Annotated in this window: 12 protein-coding genes; 3 read left to right on the forward strand and 9 right to left on the reverse strand. The window is 59.1% G+C overall.

Annotated features, from left to right (window positions below; translation table 11 throughout):
• Nucleotides 1–21: 21 nt before the first annotated feature.
• Together AB6729_RS01750 and AB6729_RS01755 are read left to right on the forward strand one after the other, a co-directional pair.
• Nucleotides 22–552 (forward strand): hypothetical protein, encoded by a 531-nt coding sequence (locus tag AB6729_RS01750; protein ID WP_371079839.1) that lies wholly within the window; start codon nucleotides 22–24, stop codon nucleotides 550–552.
• 498 nt (nucleotides 553–1,050) lie between these two features.
• The gene (locus tag AB6729_RS01755; RefSeq protein WP_371079840.1) at nucleotides 1,051–2,313 is read left to right on the forward strand and encodes a pyridoxal phosphate-dependent aminotransferase; all 1,263 of its coding nucleotides are present in this window, start codon (nucleotides 1,051–1,053) and stop codon (nucleotides 2,311–2,313) included.
• A gap of 155 nt (nucleotides 2,314–2,468) precedes the next feature.
• Here AB6729_RS01755 and AB6729_RS01760 read toward each other — a convergent pair whose 3' ends face one another.
• From AB6729_RS01760 to AB6729_RS01800, 9 genes are all read right to left on the reverse strand, one after another.
• Nucleotides 2,469–3,320 carry a hypothetical protein gene (locus tag AB6729_RS01760; protein ID WP_371079841.1) on the reverse strand — a complete coding sequence of 284 codons (852 nt, stop codon included), beginning with the start codon at nucleotides 3,318–3,320 and terminating at the stop codon, nucleotides 2,469–2,471.
• 246 nt (nucleotides 3,321–3,566) lie between these two features.
• Nucleotides 3,567–3,719: a 50S ribosomal protein L33 gene (rpmG, locus tag AB6729_RS01765; protein WP_083345029.1), complete on the reverse strand. Its 153-nt coding sequence runs from the start codon at nucleotides 3,717–3,719 to the stop codon at nucleotides 3,567–3,569.
• A 9-nt stretch (nucleotides 3,720–3,728) separates the two neighbouring features.
• Nucleotides 3,729–3,950, reverse strand: a complete 222-nt coding sequence (gene rpmB, locus AB6729_RS01770) for a 50S ribosomal protein L28 (protein WP_047488357.1) — start codon at nucleotides 3,948–3,950, stop codon at nucleotides 3,729–3,731.
• A gap of 623 nt (nucleotides 3,951–4,573) precedes the next feature.
• Nucleotides 4,574–5,356 (reverse strand): ZIP family metal transporter, encoded by a 783-nt coding sequence (locus AB6729_RS01775; protein ID WP_371079842.1) that lies wholly within the window; start codon nucleotides 5,354–5,356, stop codon nucleotides 4,574–4,576.
• Nucleotides 5,357–5,519: 163 nt separating this feature from the next.
• Nucleotides 5,520–7,418: an aminodeoxychorismate synthase component I gene (pabB, locus tag AB6729_RS01780; RefSeq protein WP_371079843.1), complete on the reverse strand. Its 1,899-nt coding sequence runs from the start codon at nucleotides 7,416–7,418 to the stop codon at nucleotides 5,520–5,522.
• Between the two features lie 25 nt (nucleotides 7,419–7,443).
• Nucleotides 7,444–8,082 carry a helix-turn-helix domain-containing protein gene (locus AB6729_RS01785; RefSeq protein WP_371079844.1) on the reverse strand — a complete coding sequence of 213 codons (639 nt, stop codon included), beginning with the start codon at nucleotides 8,080–8,082 and terminating at the stop codon, nucleotides 7,444–7,446.
• Between the two features lie 81 nt (nucleotides 8,083–8,163).
• A complete protein-coding gene (locus tag AB6729_RS01790) occupies nucleotides 8,164–9,213 on the reverse strand; it encodes a ribonucleotide-diphosphate reductase subunit beta (protein ID WP_371079845.1) in 1,050 nt (349 codons plus the stop codon).
• A 207-nt stretch (nucleotides 9,214–9,420) separates the two neighbouring features.
• Nucleotides 9,421–11,886: a ribonucleoside-diphosphate reductase subunit alpha gene (locus AB6729_RS01795; RefSeq protein WP_371079846.1), complete on the reverse strand. Its 2,466-nt coding sequence runs from the start codon at nucleotides 11,884–11,886 to the stop codon at nucleotides 9,421–9,423.
• 447 nt (nucleotides 11,887–12,333) lie between these two features.
• Nucleotides 12,334–13,179, reverse strand: coding sequence for a hypothetical protein (locus AB6729_RS01800; RefSeq protein WP_371079847.1), 846 nt, complete (start codon nucleotides 13,177–13,179; stop codon nucleotides 12,334–12,336).
• A gap of 334 nt (nucleotides 13,180–13,513) precedes the next feature.
• Here AB6729_RS01800 and AB6729_RS01805 point away from each other — a divergent pair, with 334 nt between their 5' ends.
• Complete coding sequence (locus tag AB6729_RS01805; RefSeq protein WP_371081175.1) at nucleotides 13,514–15,820, forward strand: transglycosylase SLT domain-containing protein; 2,307 nt, start codon at nucleotides 13,514–13,516, stop codon at nucleotides 15,818–15,820.
• Nucleotides 15,821–15,949 lie beyond the last annotated feature (129 nt).

A 15,949-nucleotide genomic window follows, 5' to 3' on the forward strand; every position in this document is an offset into this window, starting at 1 on the left:
CTTTGTGGACGGGAGTGGGAAGTGAAGTTGTTGGTTTTGGTTGCGTTGGGAATGGTTACGCTGGCTCATGCACAGCAGCAGACGGGAGCTTCCGGCGGTATTGCCGTGCCTCCGGTGCCGCAATCCTCTTCTGCTATTTCCACTCCGGACAGCGCCGCATCTGATTCGCATTCCTTCCGCATCCATCTGCTGGATGGCCGCAATGGCAGTCCCGTCGCGGGGGGACATGTGAAGCTGTGGTACGACGAACCATCCGGCAACGGCTACATCCTGGCAACGAACGGGCATGGCGTTGCTCTGATGCCTGCTCCGGTTGGGCAGCCTGTGCGCATTCTTGTGCGTACCGATGGTGCAGTGGATTGTCGTCACTCGGCGCGTTATGGGCCGCCGCTTGGCTACAACCTGGCGGACATCGCGAAAAAGGGGACAGCTGCAGAAAATACCTGTGGCAATGTTGCCGTGCACGTAACCCCCGGAGAGCTGATTTTGTTTGTCCGGCCAGAGCGGTGGTACGAAAAGCTGAATCAGAATCCGCCTGTGAATGTGCCCTGAGCGGACGGCTTCTGGGCTGCGTGCAGGAGACCAGATGAATCGGCTACGTCGAAGCAATGACGGATCTGTTCCATCCGAAATGGTTTGGATACCAAACTAATTTCTTTCGGAAGCGACGTTCGAGCTGGAGTCGTAGATGGGATCGTGGAGTCTCTTGCGAGTTTATCCGCATTGATTTTTCGCAGTGAAATCAATCACATGCGTTTATCCCCGGCCCGGAGAAACAGGGATGAAACGTATACCGGGAGGCGTACTTCGCTGCGGAACATTGCGCCATTTTGTAAGGAAAGTGAACTTCCCAGAAAATTTTTTAGAAAACACTCTCCACGAATCGCCTGATTCACGCTATTGTGATTACACATCGACATACAAATAAGCCGTCCTGTGTGTCGGAGTCCGCTTCAAACACAGGTTTTCTTTGCAGACGCAGAGCCGCGTTGGCCTCGCCAGCGTGTACCTCCGATTCGTACACCGCAGTTCACTCTGAGGAGAGTCGTAATGGATTTGAAGAACTTCGCTTCCGCCCAGCAGTACTTTTCCCGTCGTTCGTTCGTACGTAACGCGGGTATCGCATCGGCTGCAGCTGCAGCGATGCCGTCGTTTGCAAAGGCCATGGGCCAGCAGGCAGCAGCACAGGCTCCGGTAGATGGCATGAACGGCCGTCAGCGTGGCGGCATGCGCATGCCTATGGCAGCTGACACCGTCATTATTTCCTCGAACGAAAATCCGCTTGGACCGGCTCCCGTCGCGCTGGAAGCGATCAGCTCTGCTGCCAAAAAGGGTGGCCGTTATGACCGCGAATACTCGTCTGCAATGACGAAGGCCATCAGCGATCAGTTCCAGCTCAAGCCGGGCTATGTCCGCATCTACCCGGGTTCGGGTGGTCCGCTGGATCTCGCTCTCTATTCGAACATTGGACCTGATAAGCCGCTCGTTGTGGGCGATCCTTCCTATGAGCAGGGCTTCCGCGCTGCGGCGACTTGTAAAGCCAAATGTCATATGATCCCGCTCGACAAGACGACCTACAAATATGACGTAAAAGCTATGTTGGCAGCCGACCCCAAGCCTGGCGCCTACTACATCGTGAACCCCAACAATCCCACCGGCACCATCACTCCGAAGGAAGACATCGCCTGGCTGCTAAAGAACAAGCCTGCGGGTTCCGTCGTGATCGTGGATGAGGCTTACCACCACTTCTCCAATCAGGATTCAGTTCTGGATCTGGTCGCTCAGGATCAGGACATCATCGTGCTGCGCACGTTCTCCAAGATCTACGGCATGGCGGGTGTCCGCGCCGGCTTTGCCTTCGGTCGTCCCGACCTGCTGGCACGGTTCGAGAACGTCTCGGTGAACAACCGCCAGATCGGTTCCATCTCGTTGACTTCGGCTGCTGCCGCTGCCGCCAGCCTGACCGATCCGAACCTGGTGCCGCTGCGCCGGAAGATCAACATGGACACACTGCAGGACACGTTGGCCTTCCTGGACAAGAACGGTTACAAGTACGTTCCGGGAGCACAGGCCAATATGTTTATGGTGGACGTGAAGCGTCCGGGTATGGAAGTGCAGAAGATGATGATGACGGAGAAGGTGGCGATCGGTCGCGTATGGCCCGTAATGCCAACTTATGTTCGCGTCACTGTCGGCACGCCGGACGAGATGAAGAAGTTCCAGGTGGCGTTCCACAAGGTGATGAATGAGCCCACTGTTGCACACGCCATGCTGCATGAGTACGACATTCCGCACGAGCTTGATCGTGCGTAACCCTGCTACCAGCAGGTGATGAAAGAGGCCTCGGCGATTGCAGCGCCGAGGCCTCTTCTTTTGCGCGTTTCAGGCAGGAACAAGGGCCACCCGGTAGGTGGCCCTTGTGATTGGGGGGAGGGTTGTGGGCGTTGCCGCCGTGTCAAGTGGGTGTGTCAGCGCACCTTGATGGAGGAGCGGAGGGTAAAGCTGACGGTGCTTTCTGCGGGAATGGTGACGTCGCGGCTGCCTGTATAGGCTCCGGCGGCTGTACCAGCACCTGCACCAGCCAGACCGCCGATGAGGGCGCCTTTACCACCACCTGCGAGACCGCCGATGAGAGCACCTGCACCTGCACCGCCACCGATGAAGCCGGCGGAGCGCTTGCCGCGACCCTTAGCTACTGCAACGTATTCGCTGCTCTGTACGCTGTGGCTTCCAATGGCTGTCAGAGCAATGCCGAGGTTTCCCTCGCCCTTGATGCGGCCACGGCCCTTGGCGCTGGTGATCTCGCCCTTGACCTCAGTGCCGCGCGGGAAAGCTGTCACACCCTTGACGACGATAGCGTTGTTGAGGGAGCCGGTGAACGGCGTTCCTACGCCGCCGCTATGTTCCGCCGAAAGGGACTCGTTGGTGCGGATGGTCACGGTGATGCCGGCAGGGACTACGAGCGGTGCTGGCTCCGGCGGGGGGGCAGGAGCGACAGGTGTGGCAGCTACCGGGGCTGCGGGAATGGCAGGCACCGGCGCGGGAGCCGGCGCAGGTGTATTTGCCGCAGGGGCTGGTGTTCCGGTTGTCGGGTTCACTGGTGTTCCGGTTGCGGGGGAGATGGGAGCGCTGCCGTTACCTACGGCGATGACGGTGGAACCGATGGGCAAAGGCTGGCCAGCGGCAATAACCTGTGTGGTGCCGTCGGGCATGCGGACGGTGGTTGCGCCAGTGGCACTGGCATCGTTCTTATGGCAGCCTGCAAGCAGGCCGATGGAAAGTGTGGCGCAGAGTGCAAGGGAACGGACAGATGCTCGCATCTGGAAGGACCTCCTGAAGCAACCGCTTCGTGCTGGGGGATAGCGCGGTGTCATTACCGTGAGATGCAATCTGGCAGCTTGTGTCGCCTCCGTGGTGCAGTATTTCCGGTGCGTGGAGACAGCCTGTTCGTTCTCCCGGCATTGCAGATAGGTACAACGGAAGTTGGCTCTTACGGGCAGAAACACGAATGCCGCGAACCATAGGTTTCGCGGCATCAGTTTCCTGGTATGAGTAGCGAAGTAGAGTTAGATCTTGGCTTCGCGGTAGGGAACATGCTTACGCACGACCGGATCGTACTTCTTGAACTCCAGCTTTGCGCTGGTGGTCTTGGGGTTCTTGCTGGTGGTGTAGAAGTGACCGGTGCCAGCGGAGGAGACGAGCTTGATGAGGGTACGCATGTCTGTGTGTTATCCCTTCGCCTGGAGCAGAGCGGCGTCAGCGCCGATCTTGTTGATGATGCGCAGACCGCGGGCGGACACGCGCATACGCACGAACTTCTTCTCGGAGGGAACCCAGATGCGCTTCCACTGTAGGTTCGGCTCCCAGCGACGCCGCGTCTTGTTGTTCGCGTGCGACACTTTATTTCCACTCATCGGGCGCTTGCCGGTGATGGGGCATACCTTTGCCATGACGATCTCCTGATGCCGGGTCCGATGTTTCAGACCAACCCTACGATTATGTCAGATTTTGCCCTGAAATGCACAGAATTTTGCGATGAAATCTGTGGGATTTGCCGGGTACGGTGGTACACCCTCCCCTTCCCCTGTTTTCTAAAATCCTCTTTTGATTGGGGTTAGGGTTTTAGTGACTGTAAAATCGTCTGTCTGTTGGGGTTAGGGGCAAAATCTTCTTTCTAAAAGGGTTAGGGCCGCGCTCTTGCGCGGCCCTTTTCTCTCTGGTTCTATTTTAGTGGTTTGGGGAAATAACCTGCCAGCTCTATTTGTTTTGGTTTGTTGGAGTTGGGTGGGTTAGGGGCTTGACAGGGTTCTTGATGGCTTTGGCTTGGTGCCAGCCATGATCTTCTGAGGGCGCGCGGGATTTGCTTCATACTCCTGTTTGTCTTTTTGGCCGCGCGGTTTTCTTGGTTTGGGTTTTTATGGCACGGCTGAAGCCGTGCCCCTTCAAAGAAGACGCGCTTTGCGCGTTGGATCGCTCCTTTGGAGCGATGGAGAGCGGCTTTTGCCGCTCTGCCCAGGTTAGCTTCGCGAACCTGGGGCACCCGGTTGGTTTCGATTTTGCGAGTGGATTTGGGTCAGGCGCCGGGGAGGCGGAGGATGAGGGCTACGAGGGTGGCTCCGGCGAGCATGCTTAGGAGCTGCAGGAGGACGCCGCCCAGGCTGGCTTTGCTGGCAAGTTCCGGCATGAGGTTGACCAGGGCGATGTAGACGAAGCTGGCGGCGCTGATGGGGAGTAACCAATCTGTTGCGGAGACAGCTCCTCCGACGGATAGGTGGCCTGCGATGAGGACGAGCGCGACGCCGAGGAGTGCCGCGAGGCCCACGAGCGTGATGAGGCGGATGGCGCGTGCGCGGCCCACTTTGAGGTGGGTGAGCAGGGCGTAGTCGCCCATGCGATGCGGGACTTCATGCAACGTGATGGCGACGGCGGTGAGCCAACCGATGCGACGGCCGGTGTGGAAGGCGGCGGCGACGGCGACGCCGTCGACAAAACTGTGCAATGTGCCACCAAAGATGAGTGCGAGTGGGCGCGCGCCGTGGTGATGATGCGGGCCGCAGTCCGATTCGCCTGCGGCGGGTGTTTCTACAGGATGGCCGGTGATGGTGGCGAAGATGCGCTCGAAGCAGAACATGAAGAAGAGCGTGGCGACGAAGACGAGCCACAGGGTGGGCGTATTGCCCAGGGCATCCACGGAATCGGGAAGGATATGGAGGAGTGCGGTGGCGAGGAGGACGCCGACGGCAAGCGAGACGAGATAAGGCAGGCCGCGGTCAAGCAGACGATGGCGTGCGCTGAGCCACAGGGCTGCCGCGATGGCGAGAACCTGAATGGCTGCGACTGCGATGGCTGCTTCCAAACGTGTTTCCTTTCGTGCTTTGGGCCGGGGCTAACCAGATTTACCTCAGGGGTTAAAGCCGCTGGCCACCGTTGCTGTTTGCGGCACGGCTGAAGCCGTGCCCTTACGATTCGTGGCAAAACAATGCCATATCGTTACGAACGAATGTGTTGCCCTTTCGGTTCTACCACGCAGCCAGCGCGGGGAGTTGATTTGCAGGCGTCCAGTGGAGCTTGTCGCCGTTGTGTAGTTGCAGAGATGTGACCGATGCGACTCCGCGGAGAGCATTGCAGAGCGCTAGGTGTGAGGCTTCGCGAAGGTCTGCCAGCCGCAGAGGTTTTTCTTCGACGATGCCCCTCGCAAGAAGTTGTTCGCGGTAGACACCGGGCAGGATACCGCTGCGCTGCGGCGGTGTATACCAACGCCCTGCCATGTGGACGAGGATGGTTGCGATGCAGGTTTCTGTGACTTCGTCTGCGGTGTTGCAGAAGAGTATGTCGTGAAAGCCTACGGAGGTGGCCGCGAGATATGCCGCATGATACTCAGGCCGGAACGTGGTTTTGTGACGCAGATGCGGACTGCGTGCGTGCGTGGGGTGCTGGCTGAGCAGGAGGCTGAGATGTTGTGGCCATGCAGTAGCTAATGAGAAGTCTTTCTCAATTGTACCATCGCGATGCAGCAGGAGGCGCAGGCGCTGCGGTTGCGCGCTGTGGTGGGTTGTGATGGCGGCGGTGATGGTGGCTTCTGCGTCTTCCTTGTTGAAGGCGAAGCCGAGTGCCTGTGCGGATGCGTTGAGGCGATGGAGATGATGGGGCAGGAGCGGAGCGTGGCCGTTGACCACTCGCATGGTTTCGATGAGTTGGAAGGGCTGTGATGCACGTTGGACGAAGGCGGCTTTGAGCTGCATCTCTCGGTATTCCGATGCGGCTGTGGAGTCGGCGACGATGCCTCCGCCTGCGCCGAGTGTGAGCTGGTTGTCTTCGAGGATGGCGGTGCGGATGGCGATGTTGAAGCAGGCGCTGCGGTCCGGTGCGAAGTAGCCGATGGCACCGGTGTAGACGCCGCGGGGAGAGGACTCGAGTTGTTGAATGAGTTCGACGGTGTGGCGCTTGGGCGCGCCGGTGATGGAGCCTCCGGGAAAGAGTGCGCGGAAGACTTCGTACCACGGTGTTTCCGCTGGCAACTGGCCGCGGATGGTGGAGGTCATCTGGTGCACGGTGGAGAGGCTTTCGATGTCGAAGAGGCTGGCCGCATGGACGCTTCCGATGCGGCAGATGCGGTTCATGTCGTTGCGCAGGAGATCGACGATCATGACGTGTTCGGCGCGGTTCTTTTCGTCGTGACGGAGGGCTTCGGCGAGCGCGTGGTCTTCTGCTGCGTTGGCGCTGCGCGGCGAGGTGCCTTTCATGGGGCGGGTGGCGATGTTGCCTGCGGCATCGGTTTGGAAAAAAAGTTCCGGTGAGAAGGAGAGGATGGTGCTGTTGGGATGCAGGTTGAGGATGGCTCCGAAGCTGCATGGCTGTTGTGCGTGCAGGGCTTCATACACCTGTTGCGGTGTGTGGGAGTAGGGCGAAGTGAGTGGTGTGGTGAAGTTGACCTGGTAGGTGTCGCCTGCGGCGATCCATTGCTGGATGCGGTGGATGGCTGCGGTGTATTGCGCCGGGGTGATGGTGGGCATCGGCGCCAGATGAAGCGGCGTTGTTTGAGGTGCTGGGCAAGATTCGTGTTGCGCGGTGTGATCGAAGGTTTGGGGCTGGTGATAGATGCCGAAGATGGCGATGGGGGTTGACGTTGAACGTGCGGGGAGCTGGAGGAAGTGTGCGCCCGCTTCGTAGGCCATCCATCCGGCGACCCAGTGGCCGCGTTGCGATGCGGCTTCGATGGCTGCGAAGAGTGTGGGGAGATCGTCAGGTGTGTTGGCCGTGAGGATTTCGATGGGGTCTTCAAAGAGCAGGGAGGTGTGCTCGGTGGCGGAGGGTAATGACGATTCCAGCAGGATGCTGCCGGGATGCGTGAACGCGCGGGTGCTCCATGCAGGAGGAAGCGGCGACCACTCTGCGGGGATGTGTGAGGATGCAGACACGTCTTCAGTGTCTCGCAGATGCGGGTTAGTTGCGGCGATGGCGTGTGATGAACATGGCGCGTGCGGTGTGGCCCGCTTCGCAGGTGTAACGGCGCTTGCGGATGGCGTCGAGCCATGCGACATCGCCGGTTTCCAGGGTGCGCGTTTCGTTTTCTGAGACGAGCGTGAGGCGGCCTTCCATGACGAGTGTGAACTCGATGCCTTCGAAGAGGCGGGGCTGGAAGGTGACCTCTTCGTCGGAGGCGCGGAAGTCTGCGATGCAGGGGTTCATGCTGGAGTCGGAGATAAGCGCGGAGAGGCTGTCGGTGACGAAGTTTGCGCTGGCGTTGGCACTGCGCTGGAGGCGCACGCGTTCCTGGCGACGCAGGATGCGGAAGGTGACGGGTGCGTCGTCGCGGAAGAAGTAGGAGAGGTCTTTCTGGAAGGCGATGGCGATGCGAGCGAGGTTGCGCACGGTGGGGACCACGCGGCCGGTTTCAAGCTGGGAGAGAAAGGATGCGGAAAGGTCGGTTTTTTTGCCGAGTTCGACGAGACCCAGGGAACGCTTTGTGCGGAGGCGGCGGATGCGTTCGCCGATGGTTTTCTGTTCAATGACTGCTTCTGCCTGTCCGGCATCGACTACATCGAAATTGGTATCGGATTGTTTATCTTCATCGACTTGCATATGGAGGTTCGATGTTATGTGAACGCCAGAAGCTGCCTGTGATATGGCAGCTTCTGGCGTTTGCGAATGGGAAGGATGGAATTAAAAATCGTCTTCGAAGGCAACTTCGCCACCGACGGCGGTCTGGTATGCGGAGACGCGGCGTTCGAAGAAGTTAGTGAGTTCCTGCACGTCCTGCAGCTCCATGAACGAGAAGGGATTTTTTGTTTTGAAGTGCGGCTCGATGCCGAGGCGGACGAGGCGGGAGTCAGCCACGTAGCCGAGGTAGGCGCGCATGTCGCGGGTGGAGAGGCCAGCGACACCGCCGGAGAGCAGGTCGTCGGCGAACTGCGCTTCTGCGTCGATGGCTTCTGCCATCATCTGGCGAATCTGCTCTTCGAGCTCGGCGTCCCAGAGGTCCGGTTCCTGCTCGCGCACGACGCGGACGACTTCGAAGGCAAATTCGATGTGGCAGCTCTCGTCGCGGAAGACCCAGTTGGTGCCGGAGGCGAGGCCGTGGAGCAGGCCCTTGCTGCGGAAGAAGTAGACGTATGCGAAGGCCGCGAAGAAGAACAGGCCTTCGATGCAGGCGGCGAAGCAGATGAGGTTCAGCAGGAAGTTGCGGCGGTCGGCCTTGGTTTCCAGGTGATCCAGCTGCTGGATGCTGTCCATCCACTTCATGCAGAAGTCGGCTTTTTTGTGGATGGAGGGGATGTTCTCAACGGCGGCGAAGGCTTCGGCGCGCTCCTCATGGTCCGGTACGTAGTTGTCGAGCAGCGTGAGATAGAACTGCACGTGCACGGCCTCTTCGTAAAGCTGGCGCGAGAGATACAGGCGCGCTTCCGGCGAGTTGATGTGCTTGTAGAGATTGAGCACGAGGTTGTTCGAGACGATCGAGTCGCCGGTGGCGAAGAAGGCGACGAGACGCTTGATGGTGTGGATCTCAGCGGGCGTGATCTTGGCGCGCAGGTCGACGAGGTCGGTGGAGAAATCGACCTCTTCCACGGTCCATGTGTTCTTGATGCCGTCGCGGAACATGTCGTAGAACTGCGGGTATTTCATGGGGCGCAGGGTGAGGCAAAGGCCCGGATCAAGAATGGTTTCGGGGACGGCGACGGATGATCCGTGCGTGATGGCTTCCGTGGTGGACATGAGATGGCTCTCCTATTGACTGACTTGGTTCGCGGTTTGTCCGCAAAGATCTGTGGCGCTGCAACGACGAGCGAGCGCAGAGTTGATAGCTTCCGTTCGAATACTTTGAAGCAGGAGAGGAATGCAGGTCCTTCGGCTTCGCTGCGCTCCGCTCAGGATGACGACTTCAAGGGAAGGGCGCTCCGCTATGAACGGAGCGCCTTTGGATTACTGGCAGGCTTCGCAGCTCTCCGGGTTTTCGAGAGAGCAGGCGATGGCGGCGGAGGCGTCGAGCGGTTGCTGTTCCGGTGTGGGCACCGGGACGTTCTGCAACTGCTGCGACGGCGTGGACGCCATGACGGAGCCCTTCTGCACGGTGGCCTTAGCAATCTTTGTTGCCGGGCGCGAGCGCAGATAGTAGGTGGTCTTGAGGCCCTTCTTCCAGGCGTGCATGTACATGGAGGAGAGGCGGCCGATGTTGGGCGACTCGCTGAAGAGGTTCAGCGACTGCGCCTGGTCGATGTAGGCGTTACGTGCTGCAGCCATGTCGATGAGCGAACGCATGGGGACTTCCCAGACGGTGCGATAGATGGCCTTGAGCTCGTCCGTGAGTTCTTCAATGTTCTGGACGGAACCCTCGCTCATCTTGAGCTTCATGCGCATCTCTTCATTCCACATGCCGAGTGCTTTGAGCTCGTTGATGAGGTAGCGGTTCACCTGCAGGAACTCGCCGGAGAGAGTTTCGCGCTTGAAGAGGTTGCTGATCTGGGGCTCGATGCACTCGTAGCAGCCGACGATGGAAGCGATGGTGGCAGTGGGTGCGATGGCGATGAGCAGCGAGTTGCGCACGCCGGACTTCAGGATGCGCTTACGCAGAGCCTCCCAACGAGCTTCGTCCGTGGGCTTGACGTTCCAGAGATCGAACTGGAACTGGCCGGATGCGAGGCGGGTTTCGTTGAAGCTGGCGTGGGGGCCGTTCTTTTCGGCGAGCTCCGTGGTGGCCAGCATGGCGTAGTAGTAAATCTCTTCCTGAATGCGGGTGGACAGCGCCTGTGCTTCGGGCGAGTCGAAGGGAAGACGCATCTGGAAGAAGACGTCCTGCAGTCCCATGACACCGAGGCCTACGGGGCGCCAGCGGTTGTTGGCCTTGAGCGCCTGCTGAACGGGGTAGAAGTTGATGTCAATAACACGGTCCAGCATGGGCACGGCGATGCGCACGGTGTTGGCCAGCTTTTCGAAGTCGAAGACGACCTTGCCGTTTTCGTCCATCTTTACGTGGCGGCCCAGGTTGATGGAACCCAGATTGCAGACCGCAGTTTCGTCCTTGCTGGTGACTTCCGTGATCTCTGTGCAGAGGTTCGAGAGATGGATCACGTTGCCGGGAGCGCCAGTCTGGTTGTTCTTGATGTTGCAGGCGTCCTTGAAGGTCATCCAGCCGTTGCCGGTTTCGGCGAGCGAACGCATCATGCGTGCGTAGAGTTCACGCGCCTTTACCTGGCGATGGTAGATCTTGCCTTCTTCCGCCTGCAGGTATGCCTGCTCAAACTCTTCACCGTAGAGGTCGGGGAAGTTGGGCACCAGCTTGGGATCGAAGAGGGACCACATGCCGTCCTCGTCCACGCGCTTCATGAAGAGGTCGGGGATCCAGTTGGCGGTGTTCAGGTTGTAGGTACGACGGGAGAGATCGCCGGTGTTTTCGCGGAGTTCGAGGAAGCTCTCGATGTCGGCATGCCACGGCTCCAGGTAAACGCAGCATGCGCCCTTGCGCTTGCCGCCCTGATTGACGGCGGCGACGGAACTGTCCAGCGTGCGCAGCCACGGGATGATGCCGTTGCTGAGGCCGTTGGTGGCGCGGATGAGCGAGCCTTCGCTGCGGACGCGGTGGAAGGCGAGGCCGATGCCGCCGGAGAACTTGCTCAGCAGGGCAACATCCTTATAGGAGTCGTAGATGGATTCCAGCGAGTCCTGCGGTGAGTCGTGCAGGTAGCAGGAGGACATCTGCGGATGCTTGGTGCCGCTGTTGAACAGCGTGGGCGACGACGGCATGTAGTCGTGCGCGGCGATGAGCTGATAGAACTCGATGGCTTCGTGCGGTGTGCCGGCGAGACCGCAGGCGACGCGCAGGAAGAAGTGTTGCGGCGTCTCAATGACCTTGCGCGAGAGGGGATCGCGGAGCAGGTAGCGGTCATACACGGTGCGCAGGCCGAAGTATTCGAAGCGGTCGGAGAAGTTCTCGTCGATGGCGTGGTTGAGCTTGCGCGCGTGGACGGTGACGAACTCCGCGACGGCGGGACCGACGACGCCCTGCTGGAATCCGTACTCAATGGACTGCGAGAAAGAGTGCAGGTTCTGCCCGGCGACTTCCTTGAGGATGGTGGCCAGGAGCAGGCGCGCGGCCAGCTTGGAATACTGCGGCTCTTCCGCGATGAGTGACGCCGCGGTGTCAATGGAGATGGCGTCCAGCTCGCGGGTGGTGGCACCGTCGTAGAGGCCGCCGATGGTCTTGGAGGCGATACGCATGGCATCGACGTGCGGCAGGCTCTGCGACGAACGCTGCACGGCGCGGACGATCTTGTTGACGTCCACGGCTTCGAGTGAGCCGTTGCGCTTCTTCACGTGCATGACCGGGGTTTCGTCACGGACGGGGAATCCGGGTGTGATGTCAGAGAGGCTGGTTTGTGCCGTCGTCGCCAATGGGGGCTCCTTGCTTTTGCGCCCGCAGGGGCGCCGTTCTGGGTCGCGTTTTTTGGGGGCCGCGACTCTGTATTCCGTGGGCGAAAGGGGCTTCCGCCTCCCCTTCCATTTTACGCTTTCTTTTCGCCAGGCGCGCGGCTCGTTGGGCTCACGCGGGTGGCGACACATCTGAAGTAGGAACACTGTAGCTCGCCCCGGTGGTCGGCGCAAGCACAAGATGTGGGGCAGATGTGGGGAGCTGTCATGGGCACTTGTGGTTTTGAAAAGGTTGCCCGGACAGTCGCCGAAATTCCACTTTACGCTTGTTGAGGGTGGAAATGGTGGTGGGAAATTGGGATTGCTTTTTTTGGCGATTCCGGGGATGGATTCTGGCGGGATTCTCACAGAAATCATTCAGGGCACTCCCTTACGAGAGTGCCCTGCAGCATTTGCGAGGAAGCCGGACTATTACTGTACGTCGCTGACTTTGCCGCCGGTGAAAATGACCTTCATATCGGGGTACTTGTAAATCTTCTTTGCGCCAAGGTCGATGATCTGGCTGGGTGCGCCCAGGATCCCGGTGACCTGATCCGGGGTTTGTCCGAGTCCAATGGTGGGAGCGGCGCTGGCGGGTGCGGCGGTGGGCGCCACAACTGCGTTGCCAACGACTGTGCCGGTGGTTGTGGAAACAGCACAATGCGGTTCGCACGAGCGGGCAACGGTACCGGAATCATGTGCTCGAACCTGATCGGCGGGATTCAGGGACAGGACGGCTTCGATCAATTTCGAGGCATCTTCCGGGGCCATATGAGCAAGAGTTCCAGGAGCAAGCTTGAATGCCAGTGTGGTCGAGTAACGCTTGGAAGTGCGGTATTGGCCATATCCACTGCCGAAGGTGGCCAGAACCGCATCGGTCGTCAGAATGGTGACCTTCAGCGTATCTTCTTTGGAGTCAGCGCTGTCGTTGATCTTGGTGATGTACACCTTCTGCCCGGGCTGCAGGATCTGAAGATTCGAACTCTTGAGGAAGCCGAGGCCCTTTGACCGCTGTTTCACCTGTCCATCCACCACCGGATTCTCAAACGTGATCATGGTGGGGTAGGGTTCGGCGTTGATGCCATCGGCCTCAATCGTCAATACAGTTCCAGGATTCGCAACGACTCCCTGTGAGTTGATCTCGGAGATGCGGTATTTCTGCTTCAGGGCTGAGACAAGTGTGTCTTGTCCAAAGGAAGCAGGCGCCAGGGTAAGCGCGAGTGTCAGAACTGAGAGAATTTTTCCGCAAGTGACTTTATTGACGTACGACTGGTACATGGGGGTGGTACTCCTGCCAGCAATTTTGGATGTTGTTGAGTGGTCAAAAACTCCCTCACTGTATCAAAGGCCCTGTAACTGGGCATGTTCCTGATATTGTGTGACGCAAAATGGCGAATCGGGATATGGGGATGGAAGCGCCGTAGACGTAAGGCGATGAACGCTGACGGAGACCACAAGAGGGGTGGCTTGCGGGGTCGTTACCTTGCTTGGTTCGTCCAAATTGTGTGAGCAGAGGCTCGAAGAGGCTTCTGCATCCTAGAGTGGTAACGTGAGGGTTTTCTTCCGATCCGGTTCTGCTTTGGCCGCTGTTGCGGTTTTGTCTTTGCCTTTGGTGCTTGCTGGTACGGTTGGCGCCGTAGCACAGAAGAAAAAGGCGACGCATACCACTGCCTCCTCGACGCATAGCACGGCGAAGAGCAGTTCTACTGCGAAGACTGCCAAGAGCAAGTCCACGACGACACATGGAAAGAGCAGTAAAGCTGCCGCGACCCACGCGCTGAAGAAGGGCACGCACGCGAAGACGACACGCATGGTTTCCGAACCGACAGTGCAGTCGAAGACGCTTCATACAGCCTTTGTTGAAAGCTCGACGCTGCGACCGATGGCGCAGCAACTGGCGGCGGGGCGTTCCAGCGCAGCGTTTGCGGGGGTGCAGAGCTATGCGTCCGCGCATCCGGGTGAGGGTGCTGCCGCAGCTTACCTGGCGATGGGTCATGCGTATGCCGTGGATCGCCGCTATGGCGATGCCGTGAGCGCCTATAAGCAGGCGTCGACGCAGGGAAGTGCGCTGCGTGATTATGCTGATTACCTGGCGGCGCAGGCAGCGCTGAACAATCATGATGCGTCTACGGCGATTACTCTGCTGACCAACTTTGCACAGAAGTATCCGGCGAGCATCTTTGTGCCGAGTACGCCGGTGACACTGGCGAATGCCTATCTCTTAAATAACGATGCGAATAGCGCGCTGCGGACGCTGGCCATCCTGATGGGTCAGTCGAAGTCGCAGAGTGCGGACTATCTGATTACCGAGGCGAAGGCCCACCAGATGGCGGGCGATGTGGCCGCTGCGGTGTCGATCTATCGGCAGATATTTGTGCGGTTGCCGTTTTCTCCTGAGGCGCAGCAGTCGCGCGTGGCATTGCAATCGTTGAATGCAGGGCCTACCGCAGGGGAACGCAAGCTGCATGCCGATGCGCTGTTCAATGCGAAGCGCTATGGTGAGGCGGGCGCGGAGTATGACGCTATTAAGAATGATGCATCGCTGTCGCAGGCGGACCGCGATGCGCTGGATATTTATGGTGCTGTTTGCGATCTGAAGTTGAAGCATCTTTCGCGGCGTGATGCGGAGAAGTTGCCGGACACGGGCGATGACAGTGCCGCGCTGAAGCTCTATATTCTGGCGGAAATTTCACGTAACGAAGGCGATACCGCAGGCCACACATCCATCCTGCAGCAGATGGAGCAGCGCTTTCCGAAGAGCCGCTGGCTGGAAGAGGCGCTGTATTCCGGCGGCAATATGTATCTGATCAAACGCGACTCGACACAGGCGATTGCGCATTATGGGAAGTTGTTTGAGATGTTCCCGAACAGCACCTATGCGCCGAGTGTGCATTGGCGGTCGGCGTGGTTGAACTATCGTCTGCGGAATTATTCCGAGGCCGCCCGGCTGATGGAAGAACAGATTATGCGCTTCCCGCTGGGGCCGGAGGTGCCTACGGCGCTTTATTGGCGCGGCCGGCTGTATCGGGACGTGGAGAAGAATTCGGGGCAAGCCGCGAACTACTTCAGTGTGCTCTCGAACACGTATCGCAACTACTATTATGCGAACCTGGCGCGGCAGCAATTGCAGCAGATGGGAACGCAGACGCAGGCGGCTCCTGCGGACGCGCTGGGTTATGTGAAGACGCCGCCCGCTCCGACGCTGGTGGCCGCGCTGCCGGAGAACGATCCGCATCTGATCAAGGCCAGGTTGCTGGCGAATGCGGCGCTGAACGAATATATCGGGCCGGAGATTCAGGCGAGCGGTACGGCGTCGCAGTGGGGCGCGCTGGCGGAAGCTGAGATTTACTCCAGCTATGGCGAGAACGTGCGTGCGTTGCAGGCGGTGAAGCGTAGCGGTTCCGGTTTGTACACACTGCCGGTGAGCGAAGTGCCGAGTGCGTATTGGACGCTGCTGTTTCCGCGTCCCTACTGGGGCGACCTGACGACGAACGCTGAGGCACAAGGGCTTGATCCTTATTTAGTGGCTTCGCTGATCCGGCAGGAGAGCGAGTTCAATCCGGGCGCGATCTCGCGCGCGAATGCGATGGGGCTGATGCAGTTGTTGCCGGGCGTTGGCAAGCAGGAGGCGAAGCGTGCAGGCATGAAGAAGTTCACTGCGCCGATGCTGCTGAATCCGTCGATCAATCTGAAGCTGGGCACGATGAATCTGCGCGAGGTGCTGGGCCGGTGGAACAATACGCCGGAGTATGCGCTGGCTGCGTATAACGCTGGCGATGTGCCGGTACGGAACTGGGTGGGTGAGGGAAATTACAAGGACCTGCCCGAGTTTGTGGAATCGATTCCGTACACCGAGACGCGTGAGTATGTGCAGAGTATTCTGCGCAATCGTGAGATGTACCGCCAGCTTTATCGGTAGCGTTTCCGAAAGGTGTAGGACAGGTCTGAGGGTTGCTGAAACGTTTCAGCAACCTTTTTTGCCACAAATGGCGAAAAAGTGACAGATTTCTGCACTCGACCTGTTGCAAAGCTTTCCGAAAATCTGTTT

Origin of the sequence: Terriglobus sp. RCC_193, from assembly GCF_041355105.1 — a bacterium.
Lineage (GTDB): Bacteria > Acidobacteriota > Terriglobia > Terriglobales > Acidobacteriaceae > Terriglobus.